This is a genomic window from Cellulomonas sp. P5_C6 (assembly GCF_054049635.1).
The window spans coordinates 23,985-38,232 of sequence record NZ_JBFULZ010000012.1 but is presented as its reverse complement, the minus strand read 5'-3'; the positions used below and the strand labels follow the sequence as shown (position 1 = coordinate 38,232).

The following is a 14,248-nucleotide window of genomic DNA, read 5'->3' as shown; positions in this document are numbered from 1 at the left end:
GTGGTGCGCGATCTCGTGCACGACCGTGACGGCGACCTCCTCGACCACGTCGGCGCGCTCGTCGCAGATGGCCAGCGTCGGCAGCCGGAAGATCGTGATCCGGTCGGGCAGCGACCCCGTGGCCCAGAACTCGCCGCGCTCGGTCAGCGGCGTCCCCTCGTACAGGCCGAGCAGCTCGACCTCACCCTCGGGCGACTCGTCCTCCACCAGCACCACGACGTTGTCCATCAGGGCGGCCAGCTCGTCCGGGATCTCGTCGAGCGCGTCGCGGACTGCGTCCTCGAACTCCTCACGCGACATGTCGACCATGGGGTCCATCCTGCCTGCTCAGGGCGGGGTGATCGCAGCCACATCCCGCCGCTTTGGAGTTCGGGCCGAACAACCCGTATGCTCGTCACCGGTCATCCGGCGCCTCGGCGTTGGGGGTTGGATGTTCGCGTTGGACAAGCCCCCATCGTCTAGCGGCCTAGGACCCCGCCCTTTCACGGCGGTAGCACGGGTTCGAATCCCGTTGGGGGTACGAGCAGTTCAGCAGTACAGGCCTTGCAGCTTCATCCAAGGCCCCGTAGCGCAGTTGGTTAGCGCGCCGCCCTGTCACGGCGGAGGTCGCGGGTTCAAGTCCCGTCGGGGTCGCTCGGTACGTATGGCCACTTAGCTCAGTTGGTAGAGCGTTCGACTGAAAATCGAAAGGTCGGCAGTTCGACCCTGCCAGTGGCCACATCAGAAGCCCCGCCCGGATCTCTCCGGAGCGGGGCTTCGTCATGATGGGGTCAGCCGGCGAGGACCTTGGCCTTCGCCGCGGCGAACTCGGCGTCGTCGAGCACGCCGGCCGCCTTGAGGTCGGCGAGCTGCTTGAGCTGGGCGATGACATCGGTCTGCGGTGCCGCGGCAGGCGCTGCCGCCGCCTGCTGAGCCTGCACCTGGGCCGCTGCCTGCGCCGCCGCCTGGTCGACCATCGCCTGCTGCTGCTGGGCCGCCGCCTGCTGCTCGGCGTACTGCTGGTCCTGCGCGTCCTGGGCCTTGCCCATCTGCCGTCGCTGCATGCCGCCGCTCACCGCGGTGGCGGTCCCCGCGATCACGGCGGTCCGCGCCATGGTCCCGACCAGCCCGGGGCGTCCGATCCGTCGTCCGCGCATCACTCACCAGCTCCTTCACTCAGCGCCTCGATGGCGATCTGCACGATCTCCCGCGGTATCCGCTCGAACGCGACGACCTCGCCGCCCGAGCTCCGCACCGCCGTGGCCAGCTTGACGGCCCACGCGTTGTCCCACACGACGACGAGCGCGGTCTGCCCCGGCTCGAGCCCCTCGCCGATCTCGAACAGGTCCGCCTCGCTCAGCAGGTCCAGCGGGTCGTCCCCCACCGAGTCCAGCGCCGTGCCCGTCTCGCCCTCCGACGGCTCGATCACCGTGACCGCACCGGCAGCGTCCTTGCTCACCTCGGCCAGGTCGATGATGCGCACGGTGCCGGAGGCGTGCAGCTCGCTGAGCGCCTGCGCCACCTCGTCACCCACGTCGAGGCCGTCGAACAGGACGATCGCCACGTCGACGTGTCCCAGCTGGTCTACATCCACTGCTGCCATCACGAGCTCCTCTGTGCTCAGGCGGTCTGCCTTGGCTGTTCTACCACCAACCAGGACGACTTCGCGGATACCGGCCGGAACGGTCGAAGCAGGCGGCGCGCCGCCCTCGTCGGGGTCGGCGGCTCGGCGACGATGGCCCGAGCAGCACCCGCGCGGAAGAGGTGTCATGAACAGCCTGAGCAACGTCGTGCCGGCCGACGTGGAGCGCATCGCCGGGGCCGTGTTCATCGAGCCGCCGATCACCAGCAGGTCGTCGACGCGGTTCTGGGTACTGCTCGTCCTGGCGTCGATCATCGCCACGGCGGGCGTGATCGCCGACTCCACCGCCACCGTCATCGGCGCGATGATCGTGGCACCGCTGATGACTCCGATCCTCGGCGTGGCGTTCTCGCTCGTGCTCGCCGACCGCCCCCACCTGGTGCGCAGCCTGGTCCACGTCCTGCTCGGCGCGCTCGTCGTGGTCGCCATCGGGTACCTGGTGGGGCTGCTGGCCCATCCGTCCGACGACTTCGTCGGCAACTCCCAGGTGGCCGGACGGATCAGCCCGAAGCTCATCGACCTGCTCGCCGCGCTGGCGACGGGGACGGTCGGGGCGTTCGCCCTGATCCGGTCCGACATCTCCGACACGCTGCCGGGCGTGGCGATCGCCATCTCGCTCGTCCCGCCGCTCTCGGTGACCGGCCTGCTCCTGCAGGTCGGCCGGACCGCCGACGCGGCGCAGTCGGCCCTCCTCTTCGCCACCAACGTCGCCGCCATCATCGCCACGGGGACGCTGGTCCTCGTCCTCGCCGGCGTGAGACCCGCGGCCGTCGCCGCCGGCTACCCCGTCGGCCGCGTCCGAGGGACCACGTTCGTGCTGGTCGCCGCCCTGGTCGTCCTCGTGGCGATCCCGCTGACCGYCGGTTCGCTCTCGGTCGTGCGGGACCAGTCGATCGAGGCACAGGCCCGGCCGATCGCGGAGCAGTGGGCCCGCGACGCGGGCTGGGAGATCACGACCGTCGACGCGCTCAACGCCGTCGTCACCGTCAACGCGCTCGGGCCTCCCCCGTCGGTGGACCCGGAGACCCTGCGCGAGGCGTTCGACGAGCAGGGGCTGGCGAACACCGACGTCCGGTTGCGGCTCGTCGTCGGGGGCACCCGGCTGTGCCCCGCGCACACGACCGTGTGCACCGCGCCGGTCCCGGGCACCTAGCCCCTCTGCTCCTAGTCTGGGCGCACCGCACGCCCCACGAGGAGGACCCCATGGCCGGCACCCCCGGAGCCGAACGACCCCGCAGCTTCTTCGACCGGATCACCGAGCCGCTGGCCGGGCGCGCCCGCGAGAAGTTCGCCGAGGTCGAGGACCACGTCCGGGAGGCCATCCAGTCGGAGATCGACGCGGTCGCGCGCAGCGTCAAGGCCCGCGCCGTCGAGGTCCGCCCGTCCGCGCTCGGGTTCGCCGCCGCGGCCCTCCTGACGTTCTTCGGGCTGGCCCTGCTCATCACCGCCGGGGTGCTCGGCCTCGCGTACGCCGTCGACCCGTGGCTGTCCGCGCTCATCATCGGCGTCGCCCTCCTGCTGATCGGCGCCGGGGTCGCGGCCTGGGCCAAGCGCCGCCTCCCGCCGCCCCCGGCCGTCTCCGTGGTCCGCATCCACGAGCCCGTGCACCCCGCCGAGGAGCAGGTCCACCCCTGGGAGGACTGAACCCCAGCGGGTGATCCGCAACTCACCCCTCGCGCGCCGCATCGCCGACCACCAGACTGAGGGCACTACGGACGTGCACACGAGAGGTCGTACCCATGAGCACGCAGTCGGGACCGCCGGGTGACGAGAAGTCGCTCGGCCAGCTGGTGTCGGATCTCAGTGAGCAGGCCGCCCGACTCGTCCGCGCCGAGATCGACCTGGCCAAGGCCGAGGTCACGGGCCGCGTGCAGCAGCTGGGGATCGGTGCGGCGCTGGTCGCCGTCGGTGCCGTGCTCGCGCTCTACCTGCTCGGCGCGGGGATCGCGACGGCGATCATCGTGCTCGACATCTGGCTCGACCTCTGGCTGGCGGCGCTGATCGTCTGCGTGGTGCTGCTGCTGGTCATCGTGGTGCTGGTCCTCATCGGCATCAACCGGATCAAGGCCGGCTCGCCGCCCACGCCGGCCAAGGCCATCGAGAACGTGCAGAAGGACATCGACGCGGTCAAGACGGGGTTCACGGCATGAGCGACGACAAGCCCCAGACGGACAAGCCCTCGACGGAGAAGGCGCCCAAGCCGTTCACCACGCCCGAGATCGTGGCACTCGAGTCCGAGCTGGCCGTGACCCGCGCCCAGCTGGCGTCGACGGTCGACGAGCTCGTGGCCCGGCTGGACCCGCGCGMGCAGGCCGGCCGCGCCGTCGAGTCGGGACGTCAGCTGTGGGTCGACGCCACGAGCTCGGGCACCGAGCCCGCTGCCCGCAAGAAGGCGATCTCCGTGCTGGGTGGCGCCGTGCTCGGGGTGGCCGCCCTGCTGGCGCTGATCATCGCGGCGGGGCGCAACAAGGGCTGATCGCCGCACGTCCGACGTACGAGGACCCCCGCGGGCGCGCCCTTGCGCCTGCGGGGGTCCTCGTCATACGTGGTGGACGGACGTCATCCGAGCACGAGACGGCCGGGGCGCGTCGAGGAGGGTCGACGGCCTCGGCCGGGTGGGACGGTCGTTCAGCCTTCCGACGGGCGCTGCTGCGGGATGCCGCTCAGCAGATCGCGCACCTCGGACTCGCGGTAACGACGGTGACCACCCAGGGTGCGGATCGACGACAGCTTCCCGGCCTTCGCCCAACGGGTGACGGTCTTCGGATCGACCCGGAACAGCGTCGCGACCTCGGAGGGCGTGAGCAGTGCTTCGGATTCTGCGGGATGTGCGTTCATCAGCTGCCTCCTGGCAAGCGTGCGGCCTGCTGCACCGACGGCGTCGGCGCCCGGGCCAGTACAGGTGCGGGTCGTGCGGGTGCATCTCGTGCGGGTGAAACGTTATCCATCCAGCGTCGCCGTTGACTCACGGACAGGCAAATCGGACGACGCCTACCTAGCATGAACGAAAGCCGCAGATACCGCATTCCAGGACACGGTCCCGTAACGGATCTTCACACGACCCTCATACACTTCTCATGTAGCGCGACCCGCGAGTCGTGGCACCACCATAAACCCGACCAAACGGTCATACGCGCCGACGCGCGGGGCGAGTCGGCACGAACCTGGACATGGGTCCGAGTCCATCGTCGCACCCGCCGGCCCGACGTGATGCGTGTCGCCCCCGGCGAGTGGTCGGAATACCGAACGAGCATGTACCGTTGCCCCACGAAGAGACGATTCAGCACCCCGGGGCCGCACGTGTCAGCACGGAGCCGCCCCGCATCCACGTAAGAGGGGGTCGATGCCATGGGGCGCGGCCGTCAGAAGGCTAAGCAGACGAAGGTGGCCCGGGAGCTGAAGTACTTCAGCCCGGAGACCAACTACCGAGCTCTCGAGCAGGAGCTCACGTCGCACGGCCACAACGATGTCGTGACCGACAACCGCCCTCGCGCGGCTGTGGACACGGACACTGACGACGACAGCGACGACTACCGGCGCTGGTCCGACGACGACCGCTGACGCGGTACGTGGCTGATCCGGCGCACGTCGCGGGATCGTCGAGCGAGACGGCGGCAGGACTCCTGCCGCCCGTCTCGCTCGTCACGTTCGGGGCCAGGGTGCTGCCGGTGGTCGCGCTGCCGGTGGTCGTGCTGTCGACGGGCTAGACCCGGTACGCACCGGTCAGCTGGACCGCTCCGCCGTGCACGCCCTTGGTGCCGGCGACGAACCCGGGGGCGCCGACCACGTCGGTGGTCGGGTCCGCGTCGCGCACGGTGCCCAGCTCCCACGCCGGAAGGCCCAGCTCCGCGGCGTGCGCGAGCACCCCGGCGACGGCGTCGGGGGCGACGATCGCGACCATGCCCACGCCCAGGTTCAGCGTGCCCTCGAGGTCGGTCCACGGGACCTGTCCGAGGCGCTGGACCAGCGAGAACACCGGCGGCAGCGTCCAGCCGCCGCGGTCGATGTCCGCCACGAGACCCTGCGGCAGCACGCGCGCGACGTTCGACGCGAGCCCACCGCCGGTCACGTGGCTGTACGCGTGCAGCCCGGCGACCCCGGCACGCTCGACCAGCGCGAGGCAGTCGCTCGCGTAGACGCGGGTGGGCTCCAGGAGCTCCTCGCCCAGCGTGCGGCCCAGCTCGTCGACGTGCCGGTCCAGGGACCAGCCGGCCACCGAGACCACCTTGCGCACCAGCGAGTAACCGTTGGAGTGCAGGCCGCTCGAGCCCAGCGCCAGCAGCACGTCGCCGGCTCGGACCCGCTCCGGACCCAGCAGCTGGTCGGCCTCGACGACGCCGGTCGCGGCACCGGCCACGTCGTACTCGTCGGGACCCAGCAGCCCCGGGTGCTCCGCGGTCTCGCCGCCGACGAGCGCGGTCCCGGCCACCGAGCACGCCGCCGCGATGCCGCGCACGATGCCCGCGATGCGCTCGGGCACCACCCGGCCGCAGGCGATGTAGTCGGTCATGAACAGCGGCTTGGCGCCGACCACGACGATGTCGTCGACGACCATGCCGACCAGGTCGAACCCGATCGTGTCGTGGATGTCGAGGGCCTGCGCGATGGCGACCTTGGTGCCGACGCCGTCGGTCGAGGTGGCCAGGAGCGGCTTGCGGTACGTCAGCAGCGCGCTCGCGTCGTAGAGCCCCGCGAAGCCGCCGACGCCGCCGAGCACCTGCGGGCCGTGCGTCGCGCGCACGGCGTCCTTCATCAGCTCGACGGCCTTGTCACCGGCCTCGGTGTCGACCCCGGCCGTGGCATAGGTGACCTGCGTGCCCTGCGCCCCGCTCACGGGTGGTCCAGCGCGGTCGCGCCGCCGGCGCCCGGGACGATCGAGAGCAGACCGTCCTCGGGCGCACCCAGCGGCAGCTCGTTCTGCTCGAGCAGGAACTTGCCCAGCCGGTCGTCCGGCGGCAGCTCGATCGGGTACTGACCCGTGAAGCAGGCGGCGCACAGCTGCGACGCGGGCTGCTCGGTGGCGGCGATCATGCCCTCCGGGGAGATGTAGCCGAGGGAGTCGGCGCCCAGCGACGCGGCGATCTCGTCGACCGCGAGGCCGTTGGCGATGAGCTCGGCGCGGGACGCGAAGTCGATGCCGTAGAAGCACGGCCACTTCACCGGCGGCGAGCTGATCCGCACGTGCACCTCGGCCGCGCCGGCCTCGCGCAGCATGCGGATGAGCGCGCGCTGCGTGTTGCCGCGGACGATCGAGTCGTCGACGACCACGAGCCGCTTGCCGCGGATGACTTCCTTGAGCGGGTTGAGCTTGAGCCGGATGCCCAGCTGGCGCAGGGTCTGCGACGGCTGGATGAACGTGCGCCCGACGTAGGCGTTCTTGGTGAGCCCCTGGCCGAACGTGATCCCCGACTCGGCGGCGTACCCGACGGCCGCGGGTGTGCCCGACTCGGGCACCGGGATGACGAGGTCGGCCTCGACGGGGTGCTCGACGGCCAGGCGTCGGCCCATGGCGACGCGCGCGGCGTGCACGGACCGGCCCGCGATCGAGGTGTCCGGGCGGGCCAGGTACACGTACTCGAAGACGCATCCGGCGCGGTCCGCCGCCGCGAAGCGGCTGCTGCGCAGGCCGTCGGCGTCGATCGCGATGAACTCGCCGGGCTCGATCTCCCGGACGAACGAGGCGCCGACGATGTCGAGGGCAGGGGTCTCGCTGGCCACGACCCAGCCGCGCTCCAGCCGGCCGAGCACCAGGGGGCGGACGCCCTGCGGGTCCCGCGCGGCGTAGAGGGTGTGCTCGTCCATGAACACGAGGCTGAACGCGCCGCGCAGACGCGGGAGCACCTCGAGGGCGGTGGCCTCGAGGGTGTGGTCCGGGTCCCCCGCCAGCAGCGCGGTGATCAGCGCCGTGTCGGTGGTGTTGCCGCGGGCCAGCTCGCCGCGCCGCTGGCTGCCGTAGCGCTCCGCGACGAGGTCGACCAGCTCGGCCGTGTTGGTGAGGTTGCCGTTGTGGCCCAGGGCGACGGTGCCGGCGGACGTGGGTCCGAGCGTCGGCTGCGCGTTCTCCCAGGTGCTGCCACCGGTGGTCGAGTACCGCGCGTGCCCGATGGCGATGTGGCCCTGCAGGGCGTTCAGCGCGGTCTCGTCGAAGACCTGGGACACCAGGCCCATGTCCTTGTAGACGAGCAGCTGCTGGCCGTTGGAGGTGGCGATGCCCGCCGACTCCTGGCCGCGGTGCTGCAGCGCGTACAGGCCGAAGTAGGTGAGCTTGGCGACTTCCTCGCCTGGAGCCCAGACGCCGAAGACGCCACAAGCGTCCTGGGGGCCTTTTTCGTTGGGGAGGAGGTCGTGGTTCAGACGTCCGTCTGCGCGGGGGGCCACGACCCTATGGTCGCACACGCCCCGGCGTCGGCGGCCATGCGCACCACGGGTCAGACGTCGGCGGAGGTGGCGCGGCGCACGCTGCGCCGGTCCGCCACCACGGCGACCAGCCCGCCGACGAAGCCGCCGAGCACCGCACCGGCGACGGCCATCCACGTGCGGACCGCACCCTCGCCGTCGAGGAAGGAGATGAAGCCGGAGCCGTCGGCGGCGCGCGGCAGGGCGGGCTCGACCACCACGGTGAGGATGAGGCCGACGACCGCGCCCACGAGCGCACCCGCCGTGATGAACGCGCCGAACTTCGGTGCGTGCCGCACCGTGGCGGGCTGCGCGACGGCGGCCAGCTCCTGCTCGGACGGGATCGGCACCCCGCGGGCGTCGAGCGCGGGCTCGGCGGCTGCGGGCTCGGCGCCCGCGGGCTCGGCCGCTGCAGGCTCGGCGGCTGCGGGCTCGCTCGTCGGGACCGCGGTCTCGTCGGCGGCGTCCTGCGGCTGGGGGTCGTTCGGCACCCCGTGATCGTAGGTCAGGCGCGCGTCAGCCACGGTCGCGGGCGGCCTGGAGCGGGAGCCACTCGCGCAGGTCGGCGCGCTCGCCGGAGGCCCGGATCCGGCCGTCGGCTGCGGCGTTCTCCCAGGTCAGGGCACCCGTCGCCAGCGCCAGCCAGGTCTGGGCATCGGTCTCGACGACGTTGGGCGGGGTGCCCCGGGTGTGACGAGGACCCTCCACGGCCTGCACGGCACCGTCCGGCGGGACCCGGACCTCGACCGCGTTGCCCGGCGCCACCTCGGCGAGCTCCTCGAGCGTGAACCGGACCGCGGTGCGCCGGGCCGTCGTCGGCACCCCCGCGGGGTCCGCGCGCCACACCGCGAGCGCAGCGCGGCCGTCGGCGGGGTCGGTGCGGCGGCGCGGGGGCATGGGGCGATTCTGCCTCGGCCCGCCGCGCCCGGGGCTTCCGCGGGTGGCCCGGCGCGGCTAGCCTCGTCGCCATGTCCTCCACGACCTGGCGCTGGCTGCACTAGACGCAGCCCGCGGTCGTCCTGCCCCCGAGCTGCTCACGCGGCTACGGGGGCATCGCTGTCTCGAGGCACGTGCGCAGCCTGCTCCACGAAGGAGTCCTCATGGCACGCATGCTCACCGGTGAGCGCCCCACCGGTCCCCTGCACATCGGTCACCTGTTCGGCACGGTCGCCAACCGGGTCCACCTGCAGCAGTCCGGCGTCGAGACGTTCCTGGTGCTCGCCGACTACCAGGTCATCACCGACCGGGAGGTGGTGGGCGACGTCGCCGGGAATGTGCACGAGATCGTGCTCGACTACCTCGCCGCGGGCATCGACCCCGACGCGGCGACGATCTTCACGCACAGCGCGGTCCCGGCCCTGCACCAGCTGATGCTGCCGTTCCTGTCGCTGGTGTCCGTCGCGGAGCTGGAGCGCAACCCCACCGTCAAGCAGGAGCTGGCCGACTCCGGCCGGTCGCTGTCCGGGCTGCTGCTGACCTACCCGGTGCACCAGGCCGCGGACATCCTGTTCTGCCACGCCGACGTCGTGCCCGTGGGCAAGGACCAGCTGCCGCACCTGGAGCTGACCCGGACCGTCGCGCGGCGGTTCACCCAGCGGTACGGCCCGTGCTTCGCCGAGCCGGAGGCGCTGCTGTCGGCGGCGCCGGTGGTGCTGGGGACCGACGGCCGCAAGATGAGCAAGAGCCGGGGCAACGCCATCGAGCTGCGCGCGACCGCCGACCAGACGGTCGCCGCGATCCGGTCCGCCAAGACCGACTCCGACCGGACCATCACGTACGACCCGGACGCGCGGCCCGAGGTCGCGAACCTGCTGCTCCTGGCGTCGCTGTGCACGGGCGTCGACCCGTCGACGATCGCCGACGAGATCGGGTCGGGCGGCTCGGCCCGGCTCAAGGCCGTGACTGCCGACGCGCTCGTCGAGCACCTCGCGCCGCTGCGCGCTCGCCGCGCCCTGTTCGCCGCGGACCGCGGCCTGGTGCCCGACATCCTCGCCCGCGGGAACGCGCACGCGAACGAGCTTGCGGACGCCACGATCCGTGACGTCCGCGAGCTCATGGGGATGGTCTACGGCTGACTCACCACGTCGCGTTGCGGGCCAGCTCGAGGGCCATGCTCGGGAACCAGGCGCCGGCGGCCGGGCCGCCGTTGCAGGTGCCGTCCGACTCGCCGGGGAGCTTGACCCACAGGAGGGCGTCGAGTCCCGAGCCGTCGTTCACCAGCGTCGGCCTCTCGCCGAGAGCGCGACCGCTCGGGTTGCACCATTCGCCGTTGGAGCCGTTGCCGTTGCGCGAGGTGTCGATGACGAACTTCCTGCCGCCCAACTGCTGCGAGATCTGCTGGCCGTAGGTCTTCGACGCCGCCGTGGTCTGGTAGTTCGACGTGTTGAGCGCGAAGCCCACCGCGTACTCGAAGCCGACCTGGTTGAGCCGGCTCACGGCGGTGCTCACGGGCAGCCACGACGAGTGGCCGGCGTCGATGTAGACGCGGGCGCCCTTGAKGGTCAGGGACTTGGCCGCGTACTTGAGGTAGCCGACCCGGTCGCCCTGTCCGGCGCAGTCGCCCAGCTGGGCGAGGGCGTCCGGCTCGAGGACGACGTACGGCTTGCCCTGGATCCCCGCGGCGACCGCGTCGATCCRCGCCGCGTACGCGCTCTCGGCGACGCCACCGCCCGAGTAGGAGCCGCAGTCGCGGCCCGGGATCGCGTAGATGACGAGCATCGGGGTCTTGCCGGCGGCGACCGCGCGGCCCGTGTAGTCGGCGACCTCGGCCTTGGAGTGCGCGGCGTCGGCCCAGTTGCCCACCCAGTACGCCTGCGGGGTCAGCGCGATCTTCTCCAGCAGCGCCTTGTCCGTGCCCGTGGCCACCTGCCACGCGCGGTAGCCCTGCGTGGTCGGGTCGACGTAGAAGCCGCTCGCCGTGGGGGGCGTGGTCGGTGTCGGGCTCGGTGTGGGGGTCGGGGTCACGGTCACCGTCGGGGTGGGGGTCGGGGTGGGCTTCGGGGTCGTCGTGGGTGTGGGTGTCACGGTAGGCGTCGTCGTCGGGGTGGTGCCCGTGCACGCGGTCCCGTTCACGGTGAACGCGGTGGGCACCGGGTTGGTGCCGCTCCAGGAGCCGTTGAAGCCGAAGCTCGTCTGCGCGTTCGTCGCCAGAGAGCCGTTCCACGCCAGGCTGGCGACGGAGACCGACGAGCCCGAGGTGGTGACGCTGCCGTTCCACAGCGAGGTGATCTTCTGGCCGGCCCCGAACGTCCACCCGACGGTCCACGCGCTCACCGGGTCGCCCAGGTTGGTGACCACCACGTTGACGCCGAAGCCGCCCTGCCACTGGTTGGTCACCTGGTAGTCGACCTTGCAGCCGGGGGCAGCCTGCGCGGCGCTGGCGGTGACGGCGGTCAGGCCGGCCACCGCGACGGCCGCGGCGGCGAGCAGCGCGGTGATGCTTCTGCGGGTGGGCATGGGACTCCTCGGGACGGCGGCGGGCACCAGGTCTCGACGAGGAAACCCGACGCCCCGACGGTCTGGCGAGCGATCGGCCGGATCCGAATCGTTTAGCCATCCGAACCGGGTCGTCGATGCGCTTCCGCGCGCCGGGGCTCGTCACGTGGACCGATCGCGGCCATCCTGGGAGGTGGCGCGGTGATGCACCCGGCCGCCGCGTGGGAGGTCTGGCCATGCTGCGTCGACGCCTGCTCACCGCGCTCGTCCTCGTCGTCACCCTCGGCGCCTGCACCGGGCCGCCCACCACGCCCGCACCCGCGCCGTCGTCGGCCGCCGCCGCGGACGTCGCACCCACCAAGGGCTCGGGCGACGTCGAGCAGCCCCAGGAGCAGGGCGACGCGCTGCCCGTGCTCACGACCGCCGTCGCCGGGTCCGGCTCCCCCGCCTCGGTGGAGGCCGGCGTGGTCTGCCTGTTCTGGAACTGGGGCGGCGAGGGGACGCCACAGCTGACCGAGGGGATGTCGTTCGCCATCGTGCACGCCGAGGTCCAGCCGGCCACGTGGTCGGTCTACGCCGACGCCTGCACCGGCCAGTCCGGCCCCGCCTGCATCGGCGCGACGATCACGGTCGACAACTCGGGCTGCCTGGTCGGGTTCGCCCGGGACAGCGGGCCGACCGCCGAGGCCGGCGCGAAGGCGCTCGTCGGGATGCAGGGCACGTTCGCCTGCGCCGAGCCCGCGACGACCGCCGACTGCGACGACGCGGCCACGGCCCTCGGCGCCGCCCCGGACGTCTCGCCGGACCTCGACCTGGAGAGCTTCGCGGTCACCAACGGGGACGGCTGACGTGGCGACAACCCCGAGCGGCCGCGCGCTGCCCGGGTGGCTCACGCTGGCGACGCAGATCGCCGCGCCGATCACGCTGGTGACCACGCTGCTCTTCTACTTCGGGTACGTGTTCACGCGGTCGGAGTACGCCTACTTCGGGGTGGACGTCGACACCATCGGGCTCACGCCGCGCGACTACGTGATGCGCAGCCCGCAGCCGCTGCTGGTCCCCCTGCTGGTGCTCACCGTCGTCTCGGTGGCCGTGGTCGCTCTGCACGGCCGGATCGACGTCCGCGCGCGGGAGGCACGAGCGGTCGACGGCGGGGAAGCCCGGGTCCAGCGCACCGCCCGCGTGTGGGTGACCGCCGGCTGCGTGGTGCTGGGGGCAGGCCTCGTGCTCCTCGTGGCGTACGCGTGGTGGGGGGCGTGGCCGTACCTGTCGCTGGTGTCGGCGGCGCTGATCGGGGTCGGCGCCGCGGTCTGCGCGCTGACGCTCGGGTACGCGACGACCCGGGCCCCCGGGATCGTCGCCGGGATGTGGGTGCTCGTCCTCGCGGCCGCGTTCTGGGCCGTGTCCATCACCGCCGACTGGTCCGGCCGCGGGCAGGCGCAGCAGACGGCCCGCAACCTCGACGACCTGCCCGCCGTCATCCTCGACAGCCCCTCCGACCTGCACCTGCGCAACACGGTCGGCGCGCCCGAGGACCTCTGCTGGACCACCGGCGACGCCCCCGACCCCGCCTGCGCCCTGCTCACCGAGCAGCCGCGCTACCGCTACCGGGGGCTACGGCTGCTGGTGCAGGGGCCCACCGCGATGTTCCTGGTGCCCTCCGCCTGGTCCGCCAGCGCGACGACCCTGATGGTCCCGAGGACCGCGGACGTGCGGCTGCAGTTCCAGTTCGTCAACGTGCCACCGGGCTAGCTAGTCGCGGGGCCGACCGGGTCCCCGCATGCCCCGCTGGTACTCGCGAGTCCTCTGCTTCCAGCGGTGCTTCTCCTCGGCGGCCAGCCGGGCGTCGGACCGACGCGCCTGGTAGGCCGCCTCCCGCGCCAGGCGGCGCCAGCTCTCGAACCGGCGCTCGGGCAGCTCCCCGCTGTCGACGGCCGCCTCGATCGCGCACCCCGGCTCGCCGGCGTGGTGGCAGTCGGCGAACCGGCACTGCGCGGCGAGCACCGCGACGTCGGCGAACGTGGTGTCCAGCGCCTCGGCGTCCGCCACCAGCCCGACGCCGCGGATGCCGGGCGTGTCGATGAGCACCGCCCCACCCGCCAGCGGGACGAGCTCGCGGTGGGTCGTGGTGTGCCGGCCGCGGCCGTCCGCACGCCGCCCGCCGGTCGCCATGACCTCGCGGCCGGCCAGCGCGTTGACCAGCGTGGACTTGCCCGCGCCGGAGGGCCCGACGGCGACCAGCGTGGTGCCCGGCACGAGCAGGGCCCGGACGGGGTCGAGACCCTGGCCCGTGGGGACGCTCACCGCGTGCACGTCGACGGCCAGGGCGACCGCGGCGACCTMGTCGGCCATGCCCGCCGGGTCCGGGACCAGGTCCGCCTTGGTGAGCACGACCACGGGCCGGGCGCCCGAGCGCCACGCCAGCGTGAGCAGCCGCTCGACCCGGCCGAGGTCCGGGTCCGGATCGAGGTGCTCGACCACCAGCACGACGTCGATGTTCGCGGCCAGCGCCTGCACGCGGGACGTCTCCCCGGCCGTGTCGCGGACCAGGGCCGTGCGACGGGCGCCGAGCGTGCGGGCGTGCGCTCCGCCGTCGACCTCGTCGACGAGCAGCCAGTCCCCGACCGTCGGCGCGAGGCGCTCACCGTCCTCCGTGGCCACCAGCCCGTCGCGGTCGAGCGTCACGCGGCGGGGATCCCCCTCGTCGAGCGCGCCCGCGGGCAGCACGAGGACCGCGCCCTTGTCGGCGCGCACCACGCGGACGTGGTCGGGAGAGGGATCGAGTGGCACGACCTC

The 14,248-nt window shown here is 72.7% G+C and carries 19 protein-coding genes and 3 tRNA genes; 12 read left to right on the top strand and 10 right to left on the bottom strand.

Annotation, left to right across the window (positions count from 1 at the left end; genetic code table 11):
* Window positions 1-309 (bottom strand): metallopeptidase family protein (locus ACXJKG_RS02795; protein ID WP_456844236.1); only part of this gene is annotated, 309 nt, incomplete at its 3' end.
* A 138-nt stretch (window positions 310-447) separates the two neighbouring features.
* On the opposite strand from ACXJKG_RS02795, the gene ACXJKG_RS02790 reads away from it, so the two are divergent.
* The 3 genes from ACXJKG_RS02790 to ACXJKG_RS02780 all read left to right on the top strand — a co-directional run bounded on the left by ACXJKG_RS02790 (window position 448) and on the right by ACXJKG_RS02780 (window position 718).
* Window positions 448-520, top strand: a tRNA-Glu gene (locus ACXJKG_RS02790).
* A 39-nt stretch (window positions 521-559) separates the two neighbouring features.
* A tRNA-Asp gene (locus ACXJKG_RS02785) sits at window positions 560-633 on the top strand.
* Between the two features lie 12 nt (window positions 634-645).
* Window positions 646-718, top strand: a tRNA-Phe gene (locus ACXJKG_RS02780).
* A gap of 52 nt (window positions 719-770) precedes the next feature.
* On the opposite strand, the gene ACXJKG_RS02775 is transcribed toward ACXJKG_RS02780, so the two are convergent.
* Complete coding sequence (locus tag ACXJKG_RS02775) at window positions 771-1,136, bottom strand: SHOCT domain-containing protein (RefSeq protein WP_456844235.1); 366 nt, start codon at window positions 1,134-1,136, stop codon at window positions 771-773.
* Window positions 1,136-1,582: a DUF6325 family protein gene (locus ACXJKG_RS02770; RefSeq protein WP_456844234.1), complete on the bottom strand. Its 447-nt coding sequence runs from the start codon at window positions 1,580-1,582 to the stop codon at window positions 1,136-1,138. Before ACXJKG_RS02770 ends, ACXJKG_RS02775 begins: the two co-directional genes overlap by 1 nt.
* Window positions 1,583-1,748: 166 nt before the next feature.
* Here ACXJKG_RS02770 and ACXJKG_RS02765 point away from each other — a divergent pair, with 166 nt between their 5' ends.
* The 4 genes from ACXJKG_RS02765 to ACXJKG_RS02750 all read left to right on the top strand — a co-directional run bounded on the left by ACXJKG_RS02765 (window position 1,749) and on the right by ACXJKG_RS02750 (window position 4,097).
* A complete protein-coding gene (locus ACXJKG_RS02765) occupies window positions 1,749-2,774 on the top strand; it encodes a DUF389 domain-containing protein (protein WP_456844233.1) in 1,026 nt (341 codons plus the stop codon).
* 50 nt (window positions 2,775-2,824) lie between these two features.
* Window positions 2,825-3,265, top strand: coding sequence for a phage holin family protein (locus ACXJKG_RS02760; protein ID WP_456844232.1), 441 nt, complete (start codon window positions 2,825-2,827; stop codon window positions 3,263-3,265).
* A 95-nt stretch (window positions 3,266-3,360) separates the two neighbouring features.
* Window positions 3,361-3,771, top strand: a complete 411-nt coding sequence (locus ACXJKG_RS02755; RefSeq protein WP_456844231.1) for a phage holin family protein — start codon at window positions 3,361-3,363, stop codon at window positions 3,769-3,771.
* On the top strand, window positions 3,768-4,097 hold the full coding sequence (locus ACXJKG_RS02750; protein WP_456844230.1) for a DUF3618 domain-containing protein: 330 nt from the start codon (window positions 3,768-3,770) through the stop codon (window positions 4,095-4,097). The genes ACXJKG_RS02755 and ACXJKG_RS02750 overlap by 4 nt, the downstream gene beginning before the upstream one ends.
* Before the next feature lie 152 nt (window positions 4,098-4,249).
* Here the strand turns inward: ACXJKG_RS02750 and ACXJKG_RS02745 are convergent, their stop codons facing one another.
* Window positions 4,250-4,459 carry a BldC family transcriptional regulator gene (locus ACXJKG_RS02745; protein ID WP_456844229.1) on the bottom strand — a complete coding sequence of 70 codons (210 nt, stop codon included), beginning with the start codon at window positions 4,457-4,459 and terminating at the stop codon, window positions 4,250-4,252.
* A 510-nt stretch (window positions 4,460-4,969) separates the two neighbouring features.
* Here ACXJKG_RS02745 and ACXJKG_RS02740 point away from each other — a divergent pair.
* Together ACXJKG_RS02740 and ACXJKG_RS02735 are read left to right on the top strand one after the other, a co-directional pair.
* Window positions 4,970-5,182 carry a DUF3073 domain-containing protein gene (locus tag ACXJKG_RS02740; RefSeq protein ID WP_370502777.1) on the top strand — a complete coding sequence of 71 codons (213 nt, stop codon included), beginning with the start codon at window positions 4,970-4,972 and terminating at the stop codon, window positions 5,180-5,182.
* An 8-nt stretch (window positions 5,183-5,190) separates the two neighbouring features.
* Complete coding sequence (locus ACXJKG_RS02735; RefSeq protein ID WP_456844228.1) at window positions 5,191-5,328, top strand: hypothetical protein; 138 nt, start codon at window positions 5,191-5,193, stop codon at window positions 5,326-5,328.
* Here ACXJKG_RS02735 and purM read toward each other — a convergent pair.
* Genes purM through ACXJKG_RS02715 form a run of 4 tightly spaced genes read right to left on the bottom strand, consistent with a single transcriptional unit; the run spans window position 5,325 to window position 8,914 of the window.
* Window positions 5,325-6,455, bottom strand: coding sequence for a phosphoribosylformylglycinamidine cyclo-ligase (gene purM, locus ACXJKG_RS02730; RefSeq protein WP_456844227.1), 1,131 nt, complete (start codon window positions 6,453-6,455; stop codon window positions 5,325-5,327). The genes ACXJKG_RS02735 and purM overlap by 4 nt on opposite strands.
* Window positions 6,452-7,999: an amidophosphoribosyltransferase gene (purF, locus tag ACXJKG_RS02725; protein ID WP_456844226.1), complete on the bottom strand. Its 1,548-nt coding sequence runs from the start codon at window positions 7,997-7,999 to the stop codon at window positions 6,452-6,454. Before purF ends, purM begins: the two co-directional genes overlap by 4 nt.
* Window positions 8,000-8,049: 50 nt before the next feature.
* Window positions 8,050-8,508, bottom strand: a complete 459-nt coding sequence (locus ACXJKG_RS02720) for a histidine kinase (RefSeq protein ID WP_456844225.1) — start codon at window positions 8,506-8,508, stop codon at window positions 8,050-8,052.
* Between the two features lie 25 nt (window positions 8,509-8,533).
* Window positions 8,534-8,914, bottom strand: a complete 381-nt coding sequence (locus ACXJKG_RS02715; protein WP_456844224.1) for a sterol carrier family protein — start codon at window positions 8,912-8,914, stop codon at window positions 8,534-8,536.
* A 203-nt stretch (window positions 8,915-9,117) separates the two neighbouring features.
* Here ACXJKG_RS02715 and trpS point away from each other — a divergent pair, with 203 nt between their 5' ends.
* Window positions 9,118-10,092, top strand: coding sequence for a tryptophan--tRNA ligase (trpS, locus tag ACXJKG_RS02710; protein WP_456844223.1), 975 nt, complete (start codon window positions 9,118-9,120; stop codon window positions 10,090-10,092).
* A gap of 1 nt (window position 10,093) precedes the next feature.
* On the opposite strand, the gene ACXJKG_RS02705 is transcribed toward trpS, so the two are convergent.
* A complete protein-coding gene (locus tag ACXJKG_RS02705; RefSeq protein ID WP_456844222.1) occupies window positions 10,094-11,473 on the bottom strand; it encodes a glycoside hydrolase family 6 protein in 1,380 nt (459 codons plus the stop codon).
* A gap of 215 nt (window positions 11,474-11,688) precedes the next feature.
* Between ACXJKG_RS02705 and ACXJKG_RS02700 the strand changes: the two genes are divergently transcribed.
* Together ACXJKG_RS02700 and ACXJKG_RS02695 are read left to right on the top strand one after the other, a co-directional pair.
* On the top strand, window positions 11,689-12,300 hold the full coding sequence (locus ACXJKG_RS02700; RefSeq protein WP_456844221.1) for a hypothetical protein: 612 nt from the start codon (window positions 11,689-11,691) through the stop codon (window positions 12,298-12,300).
* A 1-nt stretch (window position 12,301) separates the two neighbouring features.
* The gene (locus ACXJKG_RS02695; protein WP_456844220.1) at window positions 12,302-13,204 is read left to right on the top strand and encodes a hypothetical protein; all 903 of its coding nucleotides are present in this window, start codon (window positions 12,302-12,304) and stop codon (window positions 13,202-13,204) included.
* Here ACXJKG_RS02695 and rsgA read toward each other — a convergent pair whose 3' ends face one another.
* On the bottom strand, window positions 13,205-14,242 hold the full coding sequence (rsgA, locus tag ACXJKG_RS02690; RefSeq protein WP_456844219.1) for a ribosome small subunit-dependent GTPase A: 1,038 nt from the start codon (window positions 14,240-14,242) through the stop codon (window positions 13,205-13,207).
* Window positions 14,243-14,248 lie beyond the last annotated feature (6 nt).